This is a genomic window from Desulfovibrio sp., from assembly GCF_014803725.1.
Classification (GTDB): Bacteria; Desulfobacterota; Desulfovibrionia; order Desulfovibrionales; family Desulfovibrionaceae; genus Desulfovibrio.
In genome coordinates this window covers 50,621-69,658 of the sequence record NZ_JAAVBE010000023.1, presented here as the reverse complement: position 1 = coordinate 69,658, position 19,038 = coordinate 50,621, and the positions used below count along the sequence as shown (strand labels likewise).

General features: G+C 66.9%; 19 protein-coding genes. 8 read left to right on the top strand and 11 right to left on the bottom strand.

Annotated elements, in window-relative coordinates; translation table 11 throughout:
- Positions 1 to 11: 11 nt before the first annotated feature.
- Positions 12 to 521, bottom strand: a complete 510-nt coding sequence (locus tag HDR50_RS08665) for a nitroreductase family protein (RefSeq protein ID WP_291357732.1) — start codon at positions 519 to 521, stop codon at positions 12 to 14.
- A 143-nt stretch (positions 522 to 664) separates the two neighbouring features.
- Between HDR50_RS08665 and HDR50_RS08660 the strand changes: the two genes are divergently transcribed.
- Positions 665 to 2,680 (top strand): monovalent cation:proton antiporter family protein, encoded by a 2,016-nt coding sequence (locus HDR50_RS08660; RefSeq protein ID WP_291357731.1) that lies wholly within the window; start codon positions 665 to 667, stop codon positions 2,678 to 2,680.
- A 29-nt stretch (positions 2,681 to 2,709) separates the two neighbouring features.
- Here the strand turns inward: HDR50_RS08660 and HDR50_RS08655 are convergent, their stop codons facing one another.
- The 7 genes from HDR50_RS08655 to nth form a co-directional block, all read right to left on the bottom strand.
- Complete coding sequence (locus tag HDR50_RS08655) at positions 2,710 to 2,976, bottom strand: DUF4911 domain-containing protein (protein ID WP_291357730.1); 267 nt, start codon at positions 2,974 to 2,976, stop codon at positions 2,710 to 2,712.
- Entirely contained in the window at positions 2,973 to 3,329 is a 357-nt protein-coding gene (locus HDR50_RS08650) for an AzlD domain-containing protein (protein WP_291357729.1), read from the bottom strand. Before HDR50_RS08650 ends, HDR50_RS08655 begins: the two co-directional genes overlap by 4 nt.
- Entirely contained in the window at positions 3,326 to 4,057 is a 732-nt protein-coding gene (locus tag HDR50_RS08645; protein ID WP_291357728.1) for an AzlC family ABC transporter permease, read from the bottom strand. Before HDR50_RS08645 ends, HDR50_RS08650 begins: the two co-directional genes overlap by 4 nt.
- 78 nt (positions 4,058 to 4,135) lie before the next feature.
- Positions 4,136 to 4,339, bottom strand: a complete 204-nt coding sequence (locus tag HDR50_RS08640) for a hypothetical protein (RefSeq protein ID WP_165079355.1) — start codon at positions 4,337 to 4,339, stop codon at positions 4,136 to 4,138.
- A 100-nt stretch (positions 4,340 to 4,439) separates the two neighbouring features.
- Entirely contained in the window at positions 4,440 to 5,231 is a 792-nt protein-coding gene (gene fliR / locus HDR50_RS08635) for a flagellar biosynthetic protein FliR (RefSeq protein ID WP_291357727.1), read from the bottom strand.
- Between the two features lie 58 nt (positions 5,232 to 5,289).
- The gene (locus HDR50_RS08630) at positions 5,290 to 6,246 is read right to left on the bottom strand and encodes a chemotaxis protein (RefSeq protein ID WP_291357726.1); all 957 of its coding nucleotides are present in this window, start codon (positions 6,244 to 6,246) and stop codon (positions 5,290 to 5,292) included.
- Entirely contained in the window at positions 6,243 to 6,920 is a 678-nt protein-coding gene (gene nth / locus HDR50_RS08625; RefSeq protein ID WP_291357725.1) for an endonuclease III, read from the bottom strand. The genes HDR50_RS08630 and nth overlap by 4 nt, the downstream gene beginning before the upstream one ends.
- 291 nt (positions 6,921 to 7,211) lie before the next feature.
- Here nth and recA point away from each other — a divergent pair, with 291 nt between their 5' ends.
- Genes recA through HDR50_RS08595 form a run of 6 tightly spaced genes read left to right on the top strand, consistent with a single transcriptional unit; the run spans position 7,212 to position 14,893 of the window.
- Positions 7,212 to 8,291, top strand: a complete 1,080-nt coding sequence (gene recA, locus HDR50_RS08620) for a recombinase RecA (RefSeq protein WP_291357724.1) — start codon at positions 7,212 to 7,214, stop codon at positions 8,289 to 8,291.
- A 49-nt stretch (positions 8,292 to 8,340) separates the two neighbouring features.
- The gene (gene alaS, locus HDR50_RS08615) at positions 8,341 to 11,022 is read left to right on the top strand and encodes an alanine--tRNA ligase (RefSeq protein WP_291357723.1); all 2,682 of its coding nucleotides are present in this window, start codon (positions 8,341 to 8,343) and stop codon (positions 11,020 to 11,022) included.
- Positions 11,019 to 12,203: a 12,18-didecarboxysiroheme deacetylase gene (gene ahbC, locus HDR50_RS08610; protein ID WP_291357722.1), complete on the top strand. Its 1,185-nt coding sequence runs from the start codon at positions 11,019 to 11,021 to the stop codon at positions 12,201 to 12,203. Before alaS ends, ahbC begins: the two co-directional genes overlap by 4 nt.
- Before the next feature lie 23 nt (positions 12,204 to 12,226).
- Positions 12,227 to 13,213: a porphobilinogen synthase gene (gene hemB / locus HDR50_RS08605; protein ID WP_291357721.1), complete on the top strand. Its 987-nt coding sequence runs from the start codon at positions 12,227 to 12,229 to the stop codon at positions 13,211 to 13,213.
- Positions 13,213 to 14,379 carry a heme b synthase gene (ahbD, locus tag HDR50_RS08600; protein ID WP_291357720.1) on the top strand — a complete coding sequence of 389 codons (1,167 nt, stop codon included), beginning with the start codon at positions 13,213 to 13,215 and terminating at the stop codon, positions 14,377 to 14,379. Before hemB ends, ahbD begins: the two co-directional genes overlap by 1 nt.
- Positions 14,369 to 14,893, top strand: a complete 525-nt coding sequence (locus HDR50_RS08595; RefSeq protein ID WP_291357719.1) for an AsnC family transcriptional regulator — start codon at positions 14,369 to 14,371, stop codon at positions 14,891 to 14,893. Before ahbD ends, HDR50_RS08595 begins: the two co-directional genes overlap by 11 nt.
- Before the next feature lie 255 nt (positions 14,894 to 15,148).
- Here HDR50_RS08595 and HDR50_RS08590 read toward each other — a convergent pair whose 3' ends face one another.
- Complete coding sequence (locus HDR50_RS08590; RefSeq protein ID WP_291357718.1) at positions 15,149 to 16,726, bottom strand: outer membrane homotrimeric porin; 1,578 nt, start codon at positions 16,724 to 16,726, stop codon at positions 15,149 to 15,151.
- Positions 16,727 to 16,912: 186 nt separating this feature from the next.
- Between HDR50_RS08590 and HDR50_RS08585 the strand changes: the two genes are divergently transcribed.
- Entirely contained in the window at positions 16,913 to 17,158 is a 246-nt protein-coding gene (locus HDR50_RS08585; RefSeq protein ID WP_291357717.1) for a helix-turn-helix transcriptional regulator, read from the top strand.
- A gap of 49 nt (positions 17,159 to 17,207) precedes the next feature.
- Here HDR50_RS08585 and panB read toward each other — a convergent pair whose 3' ends face one another.
- On the bottom strand, positions 17,208 to 18,041 hold the full coding sequence (gene panB, locus HDR50_RS08580; RefSeq protein WP_365817313.1) for a 3-methyl-2-oxobutanoate hydroxymethyltransferase: 834 nt from the start codon (positions 18,039 to 18,041) through the stop codon (positions 17,208 to 17,210).
- A complete protein-coding gene (gene speB / locus HDR50_RS08575) occupies positions 18,038 to 18,934 on the bottom strand; it encodes an agmatinase (RefSeq protein WP_291357716.1) in 897 nt (298 codons plus the stop codon). Before speB ends, panB begins: the two co-directional genes overlap by 4 nt.
- Between the last annotated feature and the right edge of the window lie 104 nt (positions 18,935 to 19,038).

Sequence of the window (19,038 nt, the reverse complement as noted above, 5' to 3'; positions counted from 1 at the left end):
GCCGTTATCCGCTACCAGCGTTCGCGGTGGATGCGCTCGGGCATGAAGCGGCTGGCCTCGGCGAAGGGCTGGGCCGGGTGGCCGGCGCAGACGAGGCCGAGCGGCACCACATGCTCCGGGATGCCGAGGATGCCGCGCACCTTGGCCACGCGCTCGGCATCGGGATGCAGCGCGCACCAGACTGTGCCGATCTCGAGGCCGCGCGCCGCGATGAGCAGGTTCTCGATGGCCGCGGAGCAGTCCTGCACCCAGCGGCCGCCGGCCTTGTCCTCATTGAGGTCGCCGCAGACCACGATGACCACCGGCGCCTGCGCCGCCATCTTCACATAGGGCGTAGCCTCGGAAAGCTCCTCCCTGAGGCCCGCGTCGCGCACCACCACGAAGGCCCAGGGGCGCTCGTTCTTGGCGCTCGGCGCCAGCATGGCGGCCTTGAGCATGGTTTCCACGTCCGCGTCGCTCACGGGCTGGTCGGTATATTTGCGGATNCTGCGNCGGGTGAANAGGGCTTCAAACACATCCATGGCNGNCTCCTNNGCTNGNNNNTGNGGGCGCNTTTCGCGCCCCGTGCGCCCCGATTATGCCCGCTTGGGCCGGAAAGTAAAGGCNTNGGCGCCCTTGCGGCCGGCGCGCCGCCATGCTAGGCTGCGGGGAGAGGAGTGCGCCCATGGAAGTTCCCTTTCTCTCNGAGATCGTCATCATCTTCCTGCTCTCCATCGGCGTCACCCTNGTCTGCAACCGGNTNCGNCTGCCGGCCACGGTGGGCTTCCTNATCACGGGNGTGCTCTGCGGCCCCTCCCTGCTCGGCATCGTCAGCGACCGCGAGGCCATCGACCAGGTGGCNGAGGTGGGCGTGGCCATGCTGCTCTTCACCATCGGCATGGAGCTTTCCGGCGANGCCNTGAGCCGCCTCAAGCGNCCGGTGTTNCTNGGCGGCAGCCTCCAGATCGGGCTCACCATCGCGGCCGTGGCCGGGCTCGCNCTGGCCTACGGCACCACCTGGCAGCGNGGCGTCTTCTGGGGCTGCCTCGTGGCGCTCTCCTCNTCGGCCATCGTCTTGCGCATNNTGCAGGAGCGCGGCACCAGCAGCACGCCCACGGGCCGGCTCTCGCTCGCCATCCTCGTCTTCCAGGACATCATGGTGGCGCCCATGCTGCTCTGCGTGCCCCTGCTCGCCGGCACGCTNGACCTNTCGCTGGGGCAGGCNGCGCTNTCCGTGCTCAAGGTGGCGNTCATCCTNGGCGGCGTGCTCGTGGTGGCGCATTTCGGCCTCAACCGCCTCATGGANGCGGTGATGCGCACGCGCACCCGCGAGATNCTGCTGCTCACCACCCTCGGNCTCTGCCTCGGCATGGCGCTNNTGACNAGCGCCCTCGGGCTCTCGCTNTCGCTCGGCGCCTTCCTCGCNGGNCTNCTCCTCGCGCGNTCCCAGTACAGCATGAGCGTCATTTCCGGCATCCTGCCCTACCGCGACGTGTTCATGAGCCTGTTCTTCATCTCCGTGGGCATGATGCTCAANGTCGGNTATTTCACGCAGCACTTNGTCGCCATCATCGTGGGCACCCTGCTCTTCGTGCTCATCAAGAGCGTGCTCACNCTGCCCGCGGTGCTCGTGCAGGGCTATCCCCTGCGCGCGGCCATCATCACNGCNCTNTCGCTNGCGCAGGTGGGCGAATTTTCCTTCGTGCTCGCGGCGCAGGGNCTNGCGGCGGGCCTCTTCGACATGGAGTCCTANCAGAATTTNCTCGCCGTGAGCGTGCTCACCATGATGCTCACNCCGGGCCTCATCTCGGNCGCGCCCTCGGTNGCCGCCGCCGTGGACCGNCTGCGCCGCAAGCGCGTGCCCGCCGTGGCGGANGAGGAGGGCANNAAGCACGAGGGGCTGGAAGACCATCTCATCATCGTGGGCTTCGGCATCAGCGGCAAGCACCTCGCGCATGTGGCGCACGAGTCNGGCATNCCGTACACCATCCTTGAAATGAACCCNGAGACCGTGCGCCGCTACCGCGACAAGGAGCCCATCTCCCACGGCGACGCCACGCAGCCCATCGTGCTGGAGCACCTNGGCGTGGANAAGGCGCGCGTGCTCGCCATCATCATTTCNGACCCGGCGGCCGTGCGNGCCATCACCATCGAGGCGCGCAAGCTCAANCCNAACCTGCANATCGTGGCGCGCACCCGCTTCGTGACCGAGGTGGGGCCGCTGCACANNCTNGGNGCCAACGAGGTCATCGCCGAGGANTTCGAGACCTCCATNGAGGTCTTCAGCCATGTGCTCNCGCAATACCTCGTGCCNNGGCAGGACATCGACGCCTTCGCNGCGCACCTGCGCGAGGCCAATTACCGCATGATCCGGCGCATGAGCAGCGCCGTGGACTCGCTCACCGACGCGGTGGGGCGCCTCCCGGACATGGGCGTGCAGGCCATGCGCGTGGGGCCCGGCTCGCCCCTCTGCGGCCAGGAATTGAAGGATTGCGGGCTTCGGCCCAACTACGGGGTCACGGTGGTCGCCATCCTGCGCCATGANGACGTGGAGGCCGCNCCCGGNCCGCACTTCCGNTTCGAGGTGGACGANGTGGTCTATATCTTCGGCCGCACGGACAAGCTCATGGCCGTCAAGCCCGTCTTTTCCGGGCCCGTGCGCGGGCAGGACGAGACGCCCGCACAGGCGGCCATCGCCTGAGCCGGCGGCCGCGTCGCTCCAGCACTTTTTCAGTTATCAGGCCGTCCAAAGGGCCAGTCCCGCACCGTGAGCGGCACGCTCGCGCCGATCTCGGCCAGCGCCGCCCGCACGGCGTCTTCCTGCTGCGGGGAAAATACCACCTTGAGCAGCGCGGTCTTGCGCTCGAGCACGGTGAAGAAGGCAAGGTTCTCGTATGCTTCGAGGAGAAAGCGGAAGAGCGCCACGTCCGCCGGCGCCAGGCGCACGAGCAGCCGGGCGCTGTGCCGTGGCGGCGGGGCGCAGGGCCGCGGACTCATACCGCCCAGGCGGCCCAGCGGGCGAGGATGACGAGGCCGATGCCCACGGCGATGGTGACGAAATAGTTTTTCGTCTTCCAGGCCACCAGGAAGGTGGGAATGGAGACCATGAGGAAGAGATTGCTGGTGGAGAGGTCGAAGCGGCCGTCATAGATGAAGATGTCCGGCGCCACGAGGGCGGCCATGACGGCCACGGGCACGAAGTCGAGCCAGCGGCGCAACAGCGGCGGCAGGCAATCCCCGCGCAAAAAGGTCACGGGCAGCACCTTGGGGAGCACCGTCACAAGGGTGGCGCAGCCCACGCAGAGCAACAGCGCCTCGTGTTCGCCGGCCCACGCAAAGAGGCCGCTCATGCCGCGTCCTCCGGCCCGGCGCGCTTCTGGCGCAGGGAAAGCACAAGGCCAAGGGTGGCCCCGGCCACCGTGGCCACGGCCACGTTCCACTGGCTCATGCCCCCCGCCTTGAGCGCCACCGAGAGCGCGCCGGTGAAGATGGCGATGAGCACATGCAGGCGGCTTGCGCACTGGGGCACGAGCAGCGCCAGGAACATGGCGGTGATGGCGTAGTCGAGCCCCAGCGGGCGCACGTCGTTGACGAGATTGCCGCAAAAGGCGCCGATGGTGCAGCCAGTCACCCAGGAGAGGTGGGTGGTGGAATTGCAGATATACATGGTGGCCGTGTTGAGCGGCCAGCCCTCCTGCAGGGCCGTGATGTGCACCGCGAAGGTCTCGTCCGTGAGGCCGAGCCCGAGCAGGAAGCGCCTGACGCGCGAGATGCGCGAGAGCCAGGGCGATTCCGCGGCGGACATGAGCAGATAGCGCAAATTGACGATGCCCACGGCCGCGGCCGTGGAGAGGATGCCCGCGCCGCCGCCCCAGAGGCTTGCGAACACGAACTGCCCCGAGCCCGAAAACATGAGCACGGCCATGGCCACGGCCAGCCCCGCGGGGATGCCGTTCTTCACGGCGAGCACGCCAAAGGCGAAGCCCACCGGCACATAGCCGAGGGTGATGGGGAGCGCGCGCCGAAGCCCCTCGGCCCAGGCCGGGCCGGGCTGGCGCACGCTGACAGTTGCTGGCATCAAACTATCCTTGCCGGGCGACCCGCCGCGCGAGGCTCATGCAGGCCCGGCAACGGGGAGCGCCCGCGGGGGCGCGGTTCAGGCTTTGTCCCTGTCTTCGGGTTCGTCGACCTTGCGGGCGATCCAGACGGTGAGGATGATGCCGAGCACGAGGCCCACGCCCACGCCCACCAGGAAGACCTCCAGCGCGCCGTCCACGAAGAGGGCGTCCATGCGGAAGCAGAGGAAGATGACGAGCAGGGCGATGATACCCATGACGATGAGGAAGAGTTTACGTCTCATGGCGGATCCTCCGGGGTGGAGGATACGGGGTTTCCGTCAAAGTTTCAAAGGCTTTCTGGCGGTGCGGGCGGAGTGCGGCATGCGCGAAGTTTCGGGTCGCCTACTGGAAGAGCGTGCTCATGCCGCGCAAAAGATTGGTGAACAGGCCGTCGATGCCGGTGATGAACTCCTCGATCTTGTTGGCCATGACCACGAGCAACAGGCCCACGAAGAAGAAACCCACCCCGATCTTGATGGGAAAGCCGAACTCCATGATGTGGATCTGCGGCGAGGTGCGCGCCACGAGCCCCAGGGCGACCTCCACCATGAAGAGCGCCACCATCACCGGCGCGGCGATCTGCAGCGCGAGCACGAAGACCTGGCTCGAGAGCTCGAGCACCTCCCACAGCAGGTTCTCGCCGATGAAGAGCGCGCCCGGCGGCACGATGGCGAAGGAGGCCGCGAAGCCCTTGATCATGTAGAGGTGCCCGTCGAGCGTGAGGAAGGTGAGCAGGCTCACCATCCAGAGAAAGAAGGCCGTGGCGCCGGTCTGGTTGCCGGTGATGGGGTCGGCGAAGTTGATCATGGTGAAGCCCATCTGGAAGCCGAGCAGTTCGCCGCCGGACTGGATGCCCATGAACAGAAAATTGACGGCCATGCCGAGCACGAGGCCCATGAAAACTTCGCCCAGGGCCATGATGGCGAGGTCAAAGGGGTGCGCTGGCATGAGCGAGCCGGAAAGCGCGAGATGCGGCCACACGGCGAGCGAAAAGACCATGGTCACCGCGGCCTTGACCAATACCGGGATATTGTTGGTGGAAAACACCGGGAGCATGAACATCACGATGCTCACGCGCATGATGGTGAGCAGAAGGCTCAGCACCGCGGTAGGATCGTAACTGAAAATGTCCATGCGAAAAGGCTATGCAATTCCGCGGCCAGCGGCGCCGGCGTGAGCGGGCGCCCCGCGCCTATTTGTGCAGCCGTTCTTCCATGATTTCCTTGACGATCTTGTCGAGGCCCGCGAGGTCCGGCTTGGAGACCTGCCTGTCCGCGCCCACCTTGATGCCCTTGGCGCGGAGCGCGTCGGTGATGAGCGACGAGAACAGCACCACGGGCAGCTTGTGCAGGGCCGGGTTCTCGCGGATCTTGGTGGTCAGGGCGTGGCCGTCCATCTCGGGCATTTCGATGTCCGAGATGACGAGGTCCACGATCTCGGAAAGATCCTCCTTGCCCGCCCCCTGCCCGGACTGCGCCTGCGCGAGGTTGTTGAGGTATTCCCAGGCCTCGCGGCCGTTGCTCGCCGTGGTCACCTGGTAGCCCGACTTCTCGAGGAAGGACTTGACGATCTTGCGCAACGAGCTCGAGTCGTCCGCGAGGAGCAGGCGCACCTGCTCGGGCATCTCCACCTTGGCCGGTTCCGGCTCCATGCGCGACATGTCGAGCGAGTGGTCGAGGCTCGCGAGGATTTTCTCCATGTCGAGGATGAAGAGCACGCGCTCGCCGATGCGCAAGATGCCGGTGATGCTGTCGCGCGAAAAGGTCTGGACATACTTGTTGGGCGGCTCGATGCGCTCCCAGTCGAGGCGGTGGATGCTCATGACCGACGAGACGAGGAAGGCCGCCTTGACGCCGGAAAATTCCGTCACCAGCACCTTGTCGTTCTTGGTGACGGCCATCTCCTTGCCAAGCCAGGTGGCGAGGTTGATGAGCGGCAGCACCTTGCCGCGCAGGTTGAACGAGCCCATCACCGAGGGGTCGTGGGTGCCGGGCATGGCCGTGACCTGCGGCAGGCGGATGATCTCGAGCACCTTGGCCACGTTGATGGCATAGTGCCCGGTATAGGTCGTGCCGTCCTTCTGGCGCTCGTCCAGGAGAAATTCCACCACTTCCAGCTCATTGGTGCTGAGCAGGGGATTCATGCTCATGATCTGCCTCGTTGGGCGGGCGCCGCGTCGCGCGGCGGCTCGAGCCTGGGGCAAAAGGAAACCATGGGGCACACGTCGCAGCCCGGCTTGCGCGCCCGGCACACCTCGCGGCCGTACCAGACCATGCGGTGGTTCACGTCGCCCCACTCCTCACGGGGGAAAACGGCCATGAGGTCGCGCTCCACGGCCACCGGGTCCGTGGCCGATGTCAGGCCGAGCCGGTGGCTGATGCGCTTCACGTGCGTGTCCACGGCAAGGCCCTCGTTGATGCCGAAGCCCCCGAACAGGACGACATTGGCCGTCTTGCGCGCCACCCCGGGCAGCGTGACGAGCTCTTTCAGCGTCTGCGGCACCTGGCCCCCGAAGTCGTCGCGCACGCGCGTGGCCGCGCCGATGAGGTTCTTCGCCTTGTTGTGGTAAAAGCCCGTGGGGTGGATGACCTCTTCCAGCTCCGCAAGGTTCGCCTCCGCCAGTTCCGCCGGGCCCGGCCAGCGCCGGAAAAGCTCCGGCGTGACGGTGTTGACCCGCGCGTCCGTGCATTGCGCGGCGAGCACCGTGGCCACCAAAAGCTCCCACGGATTGTGATAGACAAGGTGGGAGGCCGGCTCGGGATAACGGGCGGCAAGGGTCTCGAGGACGCGCTGTGCCTGTTCGCGGCGTTTCTGGAGTGTCATTCCACAAGTATGCCACAGGCCACGCCGCCCCGCAAGGCGCGCCGCGCGCCTCCCATCTTTCCATCGGCAGGAATGGCCGAAGGATAAGGGCCGGCCCACACCTTCGCGCAGGGCCGCGCCCCGGGGATTGACGCGGGAGGCCTTCGGCCGCATATTCTGTAGCCCAGGCTGCGCCATGCGGGCCTGGCCCGCGCCCGCATTTGCCATGCGGGGGCCGCTCTGCTACAATACACCGCTTCCCGGGGGCGCCGTGCGCGCCGGGGACTTCATTCACCACATCCGGAGTCGATCATGGCCAAGAAGCCGGCCCAAAGTCCCGAGGCCGCCCGCGCCGAAGCCCTCTCCACCGCGCTCACCACCATCGAGCGCAAGTACGGCAAGGGCGCGGTGATGAAACTTTCCGACGATGTGCAGGTGGAGGTGCCGGTCATCCCCACAGGCTCCATCGGGCTCGACCTCGCCCTCGGCGTGGGCGGCATCCCGCGCGGGCGCGTGACAGAGATCTTCGGGCCCGAATCCTCGGGCAAGACCACGCTCACCCTGCATATCATCGCCGAATGCCAGAAGATGGGCGGCACCTGCGCCTTCATCGACGCCGAGCACGCGCTGGACGTGGCCTATGCCCGCCGCCTCGGCGTCAACACGGACGAACTGCTCATCTCCCAGCCGGACTACGGCGAGCAGGCGCTGGACATCGCCGACATGCTCGTGCGCTCGGGCGCTGTTGACCTCGTGGTCATCGACTCGGTGGCCGCGCTCATCCCGCAGGCCGAGCTCGAGGGCAGCATGGGCGAGACCCAGGTGGGCGGCCACGCGCGCCTCATGTCCCACGCCATGCGGCGCCTCACGGGCACCATCCACAAGTCGCGCACGTCGGTCATCTTCATCAACCAGATCCGCATGAAGATCGGCACCATGGGCTACGGCAGCCCCGAGACCACCACCGGCGGCAATGCCCTCAAGTTTTACTCTTCGGTGCGCATCGACATCCGCAAGACGACCACCCTCAAGGACAAGGACGAGGCCTTCGGCTCGCGCACCAAGGTCAAGGTGGTGAAGAACAAGGTGGCGCCGCCCTTCCGCGTGGCGTTTTTCGACATCCTCTACGGCCAGGGCATCTCCCGTTCGGGCGAACTGCTCGACCTCGGCATCGAGGCCAAGATCATCGAGCAGAGCGGTTCGTGGTTCGCCTTCGGCGCGGAAAAGCTCGGCCAGGGCCGGGAAAAGGTGCGCGCCCTGCTGGACGAGGACGCTGACCTGCGCAGCGCCGTGGAGGCCAAGGTGGTGGAATTTCTGGGCCTGAACCCCAAGGAGTTCAAGCCCACCGCCGAGGAGATGGACGAGGGCGCCGAACCCGAATTTGAAGACTAGTTTTGCCTCTCACCCCGCCCCCGCCGGGCGCGGCACGGATGGAGCCCACATGCTGACCGCACAGGAAATCCGCCGCCTTTTCCTCGAATTCTTCCGCCAGCACGGCCACACGGTCGTGGCCTCGGGCCCGCTCATCCCGCCGGAAGACCCCAGCCTGCTCTTCACCAACGCGGGCATGGTGCAGTTCAAGGGCCTCTTCCTCGGCGAGGAAAAGGCCGCCTACACCCGCGCCGCCTCCTGCCAGAAGTGCCTGCGCGTCTCGGGCAAGCACAACGACCTCGAAAACGTGGGCCGCACAGCGCGCCACCACACCTTTTTCGAGATGCTGGGCAACTTCTCCTTCGGCGACTATTTCAAGCGCGAGGCCATCACCTGGGCCTGGGAATTCGTTACCACTGACCTCGGCCTCCCGCGCGAGCGCCTGTGGGTCACGGTCTTCAGGGAGGACGACGAGGCCGCGGCCATCTGGAAGGAAGTGGCCGGCCTCCCCGACGGGCGCATCGTGCGCATGGGCGAGAAGGACAATTTCTGGACCATGGGCGACACCGGCCCCTGCGGCCCCTGCTCGGAGATCTATATCGACCAGGGCGAAGACATGGCCTGCGGGCCGGACTGCGGCATCGGCAAGTGCGACTGTGACCGCTTCCTCGAAATCTGGAACCTCGTCTTCACCCAGTTCGACCAGGCGAAAGACGGCAGCCGCACGCTCCTCGCCGCGCCCAACATCGACACCGGCATGGGCCTCGAACGCATCGCGGCCGTTTGCCAGGGCAAGCACTCCAATTTCGACTGCGACCTCTTCCAGGAGATCATCCAGTTCGCGGCAAAGCGCGCCGGCGTGGCCTACAGCGAAAGCGCCCCGGACACCAACGATGTGGACACGGCCCTGCGCGTCATCGCGGACCATGCCCGCGCCGCGGCCTTCCTCATCGCTGAGGGGGTGCTCCCCTCCAACGAGAGCCGGGGCTATGTGCTCCGCCGCCTTATCCGCCGGGCCCTGCGCTTCGCCACGCTCATGGGCGTGGAGGAGCCCTTCCTGCACGCCGTGGCGCGCAAGGTCACGGAAGTCATGGGCGAGGCCTACCCCGAGCTCACCCGCCATGCGGACTTCATCGAGCGCGCCGTGCACGAGGAGGAGCGCCGCTTCGCCCTGACCCTCGGCAACGGCCTGCGCCTGCTGGAAGACGAGCTCAGGCGCCTTGAGGCCAAGGGCGAGCGCGTCATCCCCGGCGACGTCTGCTTCCGCCTGTACGACACCTACGGCTTCCCGCTGGACATCGTCAACGACGTGGCGGAAAAGCGCGGTTTTGCCGTGGACGCCGAGGGCTTCGCCGCCCGCATGCGCGAGCAGCGGGAGCGCGCCCGCGCCAACCAGAAGGCCGAGGGCCTTTTCGGCCACGGCGGCGAAAACGAGATCGCGGCCTCGCTCAAGAGCCTGGGCGAGCGCCTTGTGACGACCTTTGTGGGCTATGCGTCGCTCGAGGCGCAAAGCCCCATTGCGGCCCTGCTGGATTCGGGCGGCGCGCCCGCGGAGAGCGTGGGCGAGGGCGGCTCGGGCTTCCTCGTGGCGGAAAAGACGCCCTTCTATGCCGAATCCGGGGGCCAGGCCGCGGATGCCGGCGTCATCACCACGTCCACGGGCGAGGCCCGGGTGACGGCCGTGCTCAAGGCCGGGCGCGCTATCGTGCAGTGCATCGAGGTCACGCGCGGCGAGATCCATGCCGACCAGGAGGCCGTCTTGCGCGTGGACGCGGACCAGCGCCTCGCAACCGCGCGCAACCACACCTGCACCCACCTCCTGCATGCGGCCCTCAGGCGTGTGCTCGGCGAGCATGTGAAACAGGCCGGCTCCCTCGTGGACGGGCAGCGGCTGCGCTTTGACTTTTCGCACCTCGCGGCGCTCACGCCCGAGGAGCTTGCCGCCGTGGAGCGCGATGTCAACCGCGTCATCATGGCCGACCTTCCGGTGACGGCGCGCGAAATGCCGCGCGAGGAGGCCCTTGCCGCCGGCGCCATGGCGCTCTTCAGCGAGAAATACGGCGAGGTGGTGCGCGTGCTCACCGTGGGCGCCGAGGGCGCGGCGCCCGAATCCGTGGAGTTGTGCGGCGGCACGCATCTTGCCCGCACGGGCGAGGCCGGGCTCTTCCTCATCGTGGCCGAGGGCGGCGTGGCCGCCGGCGTGCGCCGCATCGAGGCGGTCACGGGCTGGAACGCCTACGGCCTCGCCATCGGCCAGCGCGCCGAATTGGGAATGGTGGCGGCCGCGCTCAAGACGAAGCCGGAACAGGCGGCGCAGCGCCTCGCCGCCGTGCAGGACGAGCTCAAGAAGCTCAGGCGCGCGGTGGAAAAGGGCGCCTCGGCGAGCGTGGACGGCGCCACGCTCGCGGCGGGCGCCGAGAAGGCGGGCGAGGTGGCCCTCGTGGCCCGGCGGCTCGACGGCGTGCCGGTCAAGGCGCTCCGCGACCTCATGGACGATGTGCGCAGCCGGCTTCAGGGGCCGGCCGTGGCCTGCCTCGCGGGCGTCGCTGACGGCAAGGTGAGCCTCCTGCTCTATGTTTCCAAGGATTTGCATGGCCGCCTCACGGCCCCGGCGCTCATTAAAGAAGTGGCCGCGCCCTGCGGCGGCTCGGGGGGCGGCCGGCCTGACCTCGCGCAGGCCGGGGGCACGAAGCCCGAAGGGCTGGACGAGGCCTTCGCGGTTCTGCGCGCACTGGTGGAGGGCAACAAGTGATCGGCATCTCCAAGCTCTACTGCGGCCAGGTGGAACCGTCGGACGCCCTGCGCTACGGGCGCCAGTCGGGGAAGCTGCCCTCGCACCTGCTCCAGTTCTCCAAGGACAAGAAGCCGGTGGTCGTCTGGAACATGACCAGGCGCTGCAACCTCAAGTGCGTCCACTGCTATGCCCAGGCCGTGGACCCGCAGCAGGGGAAGGACGATATCAGTACGGAGCAGGCCAAGGCCATGATCGACGACCTCGCGGCCTACGGCGCGCCGGTCATGCTCTTTTCCGGCGGCGAGCCGCTGGTGCGCCAGGACCTCGTGGAACTGGCGAGTCACGCGACGAAGCGCGGCATGCGCGCGGTCATCTCCACCAACGGCACGCTCATCACGCCGCAAAAGGCGCGCGAGCTGAAGCAGGTGGGCCTCTCCTACGTGGGCATCTCCCTGGACGGCATGGAGGAGGTCCATGACCGCTTCCGCGGCGTGCCGGGCGCCTTCCGCAAGGCGCTCGAAGGCATCGCCAACTGCCAGGCCGAAGGGCTCAAGGTGGGGCTGCGCTTCACCATCAACAAGCGCAACGCGAGCGAGATCCCGGGCATTTTCCGGCTCTTGCGCGACCTCGAGGTGCCCAGGGCCTGTTTTTATCACCTCGTCTATTCCGGCCGCGGCTCGGAGCTCATCAAGGAAGACCTCGACCACGCCGAGACGCGCGCCGTGCTCGACCTCATCATGGACGAGACGCGCGCTCTCTTCGAGGCGGGCAAGCCGCGCGAGATCCTCACCGTGGATAACCACGCCGACGGCCCTTACGTGTGGATGCGCCTCCAGAAGGAGGACCCGAAGCGCGCGGCCGAGGTCTTCGAGCTCTTGCAATACAACGAGGGCAACAGCTCGGGCCGGGGCATCGGCTGCATCTCCTGGGACGGCAAGGTCCACGCGGACCAGTTCTGGCGCGGCCATGTGTTCGGCAATGTGCTTGAGCGGCCCTTCTCCGAGATTTGGGACGACCCAAAAATCGAGCTTTTGCACCGGCTCAAGGACAAGAAGGCCCATGTGGGCGGCCGCTGCGCCAAGTGCCGGCACCTCAATATCTGCGGCGGCAATTTCCGCGCGCGCGCCGAGGCGTACCACGGCGACATCTGGGCCGAAGACCCGGCCTGCTACCTGACGGACGAGGAAATCGGCCTCTGATCCGGCAAACTTCCGAGGCAGCCATGAGCACTTTCCATCGCGGCCGGCGTCTGCGCCAGGGCCCGCAACTGCGCGCCCTCGTGCGCGAGACGCCGCCCCTTCTGCGTGAAGACCTCATCATGCCCTATTTCGTGGTGGAGACGGACGACACCGCCTTTCGCAAGGAGATTTCCGCCATGCCCGGGCAGTTCCAGCTTTCGCTTGCCGAGCTGGAAAAACAGGTGGGCGGCGCCGTGGCCGACGGGCTCATGGCCGTCTTGCTCTTCGGCATCCCGAAGATCAAGGACGAGCGGGCGAGCGGCGCCTGGGCCGAGGACGGCATCGTGCAGCAGGCCGTGCGGCTGTTGCGCAAGCGCTTCCCCGAGCTCGTCATCATCACCGATGTCTGCCTCTGCGAATACATGAGCCACGGGCATTGCGGCATCCTTACGCCCGACGGCGTGGTGGAGAACGACGCCACCCTGCCGCTGCTCGCGGCAACCGCCGTGAGCCACGCCCGCGCGGGCGCGGATATCGTGGCGCCGTCGGACATGATGGACGGCCGCATCGCCGCCATCCGCACCGCCCTGGACGAAGCCGGATTCACCTCGACCCCCATCATGTCGTATGCGGTGAAGTACGCCTCGGCATGCTACGGGCCCTTCCGCGAAGCCGCGGAATCCGCCCCGGCCTGCGGCGACCGCAAGGCCTACCAGATGGACCCGGGCAATGCCCGCGAGGCCCTGATCGAGGCCCGCGCCGACCTCGCCGAAGGCGCGGACATGCTCATCGTCAAGCCCGCCGGCCCCTATGCGGACATCCTCCGCGCGGTGCGCGACGCCGTGGACGTGCCGCTGGCCGCGTACCAGGTGAGCGGCGAATATTCCATGATCCGCGCGGCCGGGCTCAACGGCTGGATCGACGAGCGCGCCGTCATGCTGGAAAGCCTGCTCGGCCTCAAGCGCGCCGGCGCGGACATGCTCATCACCTATTTCACCGAGACCCTGCTTCGCGAGGGGCTGGCGCGCTGATGGCCGGACATCCGCAGGGGCATCCTGCCCCGGGGCATCCGGGGGCAGTTCAGGGGGCGACCGGCCAGCCGCCGCGCGTTCTGGAAGACGGCAGCCCGGCCTGCCGGCTCATCGCCTGGGAGGTCACGCGTTCCTGCAATCTTGCGTGCCGGCACTGCCGCGCCGAGGCCCATCCCGAGCCCTACGAGGGCGAGCTCACGACCGCCGAGGCCAAGACGCTCATCGACACCTTCCCCGAGGTGGGCGACCCCATCGTCATCTTCACCGGCGGCGACCCCATGATGCGGCCGGACGTGTACGAGCTTGTCGCGCATGCGCGCGGCCTGGGCCTCACCTGCGCCTTTGCGCCCAACGGCACGCTCATCACGCCGGAAAATGCAGTACAGCTGCGCGAGGCCGGGGTGAGCCGCTGCTCCATCTCCATCGACGGCGCGGACGCGGCAAGCCACGACGCCTTTCGGGGCGTGCCCGGGGCCTTCGAGGCCTCCCTGCGCGGCATCGAATACCTCAAGGCCGCGGGGCTGCCCTTTCAGATCAACACCACGGTCACGCGCGGCAACCTCCACAGCTTCAAGCGCATCTTCGAGCTCTGCGAGCGCCTAGGCGCAGCCGCGTGGCATATCTTTCTGCTGGTGCCCATGGGGCGCGCCGCCGGGCTCGCAGACGAGGTCATCACGGCCGAGGAATATGAAGACGTGCTCCACTGGCTCTATGAGTTCCGCAAGGGCACGTCCATGCACCTCAAGGCCACCTGCGCGCCGCATTATTACCGCATCATGCGCCAGCGCGCGCACGAGGAGGGCAAGGCCGTCACGCCGGAGACCTTCGGCATGGACGCCATGACGCGCGGCTGCCTAGGCGGCACGGGCTTCTGCTTCATCAGCCATGTGGGGCAGGTGCAGCCCTGCGGCTATCTGGAGCTTGACTGCGGCAATGTGCGCGAGACGCCATTCCCGCAAATCTGGCGCGAGAGCAGGTATTTCCGGGAGTTCCGAAATCAGGACGCCTATGAAGGCAAGTGCGGCGTGTGCGAATATCACCGCGTCTGCGGCGGCTGCCGGGCGCGCGCCCAAAGCATGAGCGGCAATCACCTGGGCGAGGAGCCCCTGTGCAGCTATGTGCCCAAGAAGTTGCGGGGGGCGCAGGGGGAGGCGGATGCACGCTGAAGCAGGCAAGGGCGCCGCAGCCCCGCAGGAGCCGAAGGGCGCCGAAACGCTGGATGCCGTTGACCGCCGCATTCTCGACATCATCCAGACGGACTTTCCGCTGGCGCCGCGCCCTTATGCCGTGCTTGGCGAGCGACTAGGTCTCTGCGAAGAGGAAGTGTTCCGCCGCGTGCGCGCCCTGCGCGAGAAAAAGATCACCCGGCGCCTGGGGGCCAATTTCCAGTCAGCGAAGCTGGGCTTCGTCTCCACGCTGTGCGCGGCCAAGGTCCCCGAGGAAAAGCTGGACGCCTTCATCGCCGCGGTCAATGCCGAGCCGGGCGTGACCCACAACTATTTGCGCGACCACGCCTACAATATTTGGTTCACGCTGATAAGCCCTTCGCCCGAAGCGCGTGAAGCCGTGCTCAAAAGCCTCATGGAGCGCACGGGCCTCCCCATTCTCGACCTGCCGGCCACAAAACTCTTCAAGATCCGGGTGGATTTCCGCATGGACGGCGCCGCGGAAGAACGCTAACGCCGGCCGCGCCCCGCGTCGTCGCCGCCCGCACTTGACAGGCCTGCGCGAAGGGGCCACAAAATCATCGGGGCGGAACGGCACCCGCCGTTCCGCCCACCGCCTGAGATGGGGTGCCTCCTGAAAGCCGCGAAGGTTAGCTCGGCTTTCAGGCGGGCGCCCCATATTGGGGCCACGGGCCCCAAAGCCGTTTGACATTCTCGGGAGCGGTTTGACAAAGATCTTGTCAAACCGCTCCCTTTTGCATTTCCCGCCCTAGAACGAGTACACGAAGCTCGCGTTGATATTCCAGGCGTCCTTGGTCTGCGGGATGCTATCACCACGCTTGTGGCGGGCGCCCCACGCGGAGGTGCTGGTGTCGAGCCAGAGGGCGATGTAGTCGGCATCCAGCTGGATCGTGAAGTTGTCGTACATCTTGTAGGTGTTGGTCAGGCCGAATTCCAGCGCGCTGTCGCCGGTGGTCAGGTACATGCTCTCCATGCCGATCTCGCCCTGGTTGGCCCACCAGCCCGCGAGGGACATCTTCTTGGCCATGGTAGTGCTGTTGGTGCCGCCGATGTAGTTGACGCGGAAGGTGTGCTTCAGGTCTTCGATGAAGCTCATGTCCTTCAGGCGGGCGCCGATGCCCCAGGTGCCGGCCATGCCAACGCCGATGCGGCCGTCACGGGAAGTGATGTAGGGCTCGCCGGCAAAGGCGAAGGTCGAATACAGGTTGGTGTTGTTGCCGTCCAGGCTGGGCAGACGCTCGGAGCCGTTGGCCGGGTTGGCGTCGTCGCCGGAGGAGTACCAGCCGTAGATGCCCGGGATGGCCCAGTCGAGCTTGTACTCGGCGAGCAGGGTGGCGAACCAGCCCTGGCGGTTCATGCGGCCGTCGTCTTCCCAGGTCACGGAGCCGTACTCGAAATCAAAGGCGAGGCGGAAGGGATCCCAGATGGTGATTTCGCTAGAGATGCCGCCCCACCAGGCATTGCCGTAGGAGCTCAGGCTGCGGCCGCCCCAGGGGCTGTCCTTCTCGGCGGGGTCGAAGTTGCGATGGCGCGGGCCGCCCGCCGGGAAGAGGCCGGCGCTCACATAGGCGGAGCCAGCGCCGGGGATGTTGCCGAGGGCGTTGTTGTCAACCATATCATCGTCTTTGGTAATTGAGCGGAAGGTGTTGGGGCCGATGCCGGCATACATGCCCCAGGGGGTAACCTTGGCGCCGTCAAGGGTCAGAGGAACCATCAGGCCCACGGCGTCCATGTTGTCCATGTAGTTGGCGCGCCAGTTCTTCACATGCCCGGCGCCTTCAGGGTAGCCGGTGAAGTTGTCGTTGTACGGACGAGCCCAGAAGGCGGTGATGCCGACCATCTCGTTGACCTGGTAGTTGGCCACGATGCCGGCCACGTCGTCATTGAGTACGGAGTTGCCGGAGGCATAGGCGGGCGTGGTGATGTTCTGGATACCCATGCGCACCTTGAGGTCGGTCTCCGGGGGCATCCAGTCGATGTAGGCGTTCTTCAGCTTGACGATGTAGGCGTCCGCGCCGAGCGCGCCGCCCGAGGAGTTCTGGCCCCAAGTGGTGGTGCCGATTTCAAAGTACACCGTGCCGGAGAGAGCCTCGGAAGCGACCGCGTCCAACTGCAGGCGCACGCGCTGCTGGGCCTCGAAGTCGTCCTGCTTGCCGTTCCAGCCGGTCTTGGTGTGGCCCTTGTCCTTGCCCACGAAGGCGCCGTTCTGGCCATAGTCGAACGACATGACCCACTGGCCCTTGGCCTTGAAGTCGATGGCGCTGGCGCCAGTGGCGGCACCAAACACCAGACCGGCCGCCAAAAGAAGCGTGGCGATCTTTTTCATTTCTTCCTTCCTTCCAGAAAAGGTTATCGAAACCGGGCCCTTCCCCATGCCGTACAAATTTTTGCCCCACCCGGGGCAAGCTGCCGGCGCATTGGCCCGTGCGCAATTACTAGGCTCTAGCCAAGTGGATGTCAATGTTTTCTAGGCTACATCCAAGTAAAAATCTGCCTCAAATGTGGAGGATGTATGCCTTTTGTCAGTAATCTTGGGGAGTTGATGCGTCAAAAAAATTTGACCTATGAGGAGCTCCAGTTCCAGTCCAACGTGGGGCCGGATACCGTGGCCCGGGCGAAAGACGCCCGCATCGCCACCTGCAAGCTCTTGACGCTGGAAAAGCTGGCCTCGGCCCTGGGGGTGGACGTGTCTGACCTGTACCGCTGGGAAAGGGAGGAAATGGAAGCCCCCGGCCCCTCACCCTGCCGCATGGGCTAGGGAAGGACCGGGGTGCTGCGGGAATGAAGAGGGGGCGCCCGGAATGGGGTCAGTATAAATTCGCCAGCACTTCGGCCTCGTCCTCAAGGCCGTAGCAATGCTCGGCCGCGGGGAAGCTGCCGTCGCGCACGGCCTCGGCATAGGCCGTGAACGCCGTGCGCATGGCCTCTCCCACCTCGCCGAAGCGGCGCACGAACTTGGGCGCCACCCGGTCGAACATGCCGAGCATGTCCTGCCAGACGAGCACCTGCCCGTCGCAGTCCGGGCCGGCGCCGATGCCGATGGTGGGGATGTCAAGTTCGCTCGTGACGCGCGCGGCCAGCGCCGCGGGCACGCACTCGAGCACCAGCGCGAAGGCCCCGGCGTCCTGCACGGCGCGTGCGTCGTCCAGCAGTTTTTGCGCCGCGCCCATGCTCTTGCCCTGCACCTTGTAGCCCCCGAGCGCGTTCACCGATTGCGGCGTCAAGCCGAGGTGCCCCATGACCGGGATGGAGGCGCGCACAAGCGCGCGGATCTCCGGGGCGAAGTCGGCGCCCCCCTCCAGCTTGACGGCCTGGGCGCCCCCCTCCTTGACGAGGCGTCCGGCATTGCGCAAGGTCGCCTCCACGCCGCACTGCGAGCTCATGAAGGGCATGTCGCAGACGACGAGCGGCGCGCTCGCGCCGCGCGCCACGGCCGCGCAATGGCGCACCATGTCCTCCACGGTGACAGGCAGGGTGTCCGGGTAGCCGAGCATCACCATGCCGAGCGAATCGCCCACCAGAAGGGCGTCGATGCCGCTCTGCTCCATGAGCCGGGCGATGGTGTAGTCATAGGCCGTGAGCATGGTGAGCTTTTTCTGGCCCTTGGCCTCGCGAAAGGCGGTGGTGGTCATCTTTTTCATTGCGCGTCCTCCCCGTTCAGTTCCGTATCCTTGTGCGCGGCCAGCGCCATGAGCAGGTGCGTGAGCCGCGCGGCTGTGTAGTCCGCATGGTGCAGCCCGGCGATGGGCGCGAGCTCCACCACGTCGAGCCCGATGACCTCATGGTCCTTGACGCAACGCTCGAGGATGAACTCGGTCTCCTTCCAGGTGAGGCCGCCCGGCGAGGGCGTGCCCGTGGCCGGCATGAGGGCCGGGTCGAGCCCGTCCACATCGAAGGTGATATAGATGCGCCGCGGGAAGCCCTCGGGCAGGGGCTGCTCGGGCAGGCCCACCCGGGCGAGGAAATAGGCGTCGTAGTGGGTGACGCCGTAGCGGCGGCGCACCTCCACCTCCTCCCGGCTCAACTCGCGCACGGCGAACTGCACGAGCGGCAGCCCGAGGTCGGCCACGGCCCGGCGCATGACGCTCGCGTGGGAAAAGGGGTCGCCCTGGTATTCGTCGCGCAGGTCGGCGTGCGCGTCGAACTGGACGACGCCGAAAGGCTCGCCGCTCTTCTCGGCCGCGCGGGCCAGCGCGCGCAGGGCGCCCAAGGTGACGGTGTGCTCGCCCCCGAGGATGACCGGCACGGCCCCGGCCTTGAGCGCCTTGTCCACCGCGTTCTCGATGCGGCCGAGCACGCCTTCGGGATGGCCGGAAACGTCCACGGGAGGCGTGGTATAAATTCCTGACTCGCCCGGGGCCATGCCGTTTTCCAGCCCCTCGAGCTGCTGCGAGGCCGCGAGGATGGCCGCGGGGCCGCCCGCCGTGCCGCCGCCGTAGGAGACGCTGCGCTCGAGCGGCACGGGGATGACGTGGAAGGCCGCGGCCTCGGACGCGGCCGGCGGATATTCGGAAGCGAGGAAGGCGTCATTCATGGGATAACTCCTTGAAGCGGGCCGGAAGCGGCAAAATGCGGCACAGGGGATGGGCTCCCGGCATCGTTGGGCGCCATTCTCACCCATAGGGGGCGAAACGGCAA